This window comes from Lutibacter sp. B1, assembly GCF_012524075.1.
Taxonomy (GTDB): domain Bacteria; phylum Bacteroidota; class Bacteroidia; order Flavobacteriales; family Flavobacteriaceae; genus Lutibacter.
Map to the genome: position 1 here is coordinate 1 of NZ_JAAZUI010000130.1, position 780 is coordinate 780.

Below are 780 nucleotides of genomic sequence, written 5' to 3' on the forward strand. Positions count from 1 at the left end.
ACTGGAAAAATCACCCAAAACGGAATGATAAAAACCCGAAAAGGAGGAATTTATGATAGACTTGTCAATGGAAAACAATTTGGAGAAATAAGAAATAGAGCTTGGAATAAACAAATGATTATTGAGGATATTGAAGCTTTGGATGTTTATTGGTATGAAACTTTTGATAAATCCAATAATGATTTACCAGCAACGATAGAGGGAAAAATTATTCAACAATTTTATGAAATTTACGGAAAACTACCTAAGTGGAATAAAGAATATTAATTGATTAAAATGAGACCAAAAGAATTGATAATAAAATGGGTAGAAACTTTTAATCAAGCAAACGCTGAAAAGATTTCAGATTTTTATCACCAAGATGCAATTAATCACCAAGTGACAAATGAACCTATAATTGGAAAAATGGCAATCCGAGAAATGTTTGAAAGAGAATTTAATCAAGCCAATATGGTTTGTATTATTGAGAATATTTTTGAAGATAATGAGTGGGGAATTTTAGAATGGAAAGATCCTTTAGGATTAAGAGGTTGTGGATTTTTTCAAGTAATTGATGGAAAATAAAATTTCAGAGAGGATATTGGGATAAATTATCATTTTTAAGACAGCATAAACTTCCAATTCCAACTGAATAAAATGTACGAAAGCACAACACTGGCTATATTGCATTGTGGCGGATTTTCTTTTTCAGAAAATCCTCGTATATTTACTAACATAACTGCTATGGCGGAAAAATCTTGCCGATTTTTCCACAACGACAACATAGCCTAAACCGTTGTA

General features: G+C 30.6%; 2 protein-coding genes and 1 pseudogene. All 3 read left to right on the plus strand.

All coding sequences use genetic code 11. The features are described 5' to 3' along the window. Nucleotides 1–267 (plus strand): annotated as a pseudogene (locus HGB55_RS15245) (hypothetical protein); the annotation flags it as partial. A gap of 9 nt (nucleotides 268–276) precedes the next feature. Further along, a complete protein-coding gene (locus tag HGB55_RS15250) occupies nucleotides 277–564 on the plus strand; it encodes a nuclear transport factor 2 family protein (protein ID WP_247649235.1) in 288 nt (95 codons plus the stop codon). 72 nt (nucleotides 565–636) lie between these two features. Next, nucleotides 637–771 carry a hypothetical protein gene (locus HGB55_RS15610; protein ID WP_256368438.1) on the plus strand — a complete coding sequence of 45 codons (135 nt, stop codon included), beginning with the start codon at nucleotides 637–639 and terminating at the stop codon, nucleotides 769–771. Nucleotides 772–780: the final 9 nt, after the last annotated feature.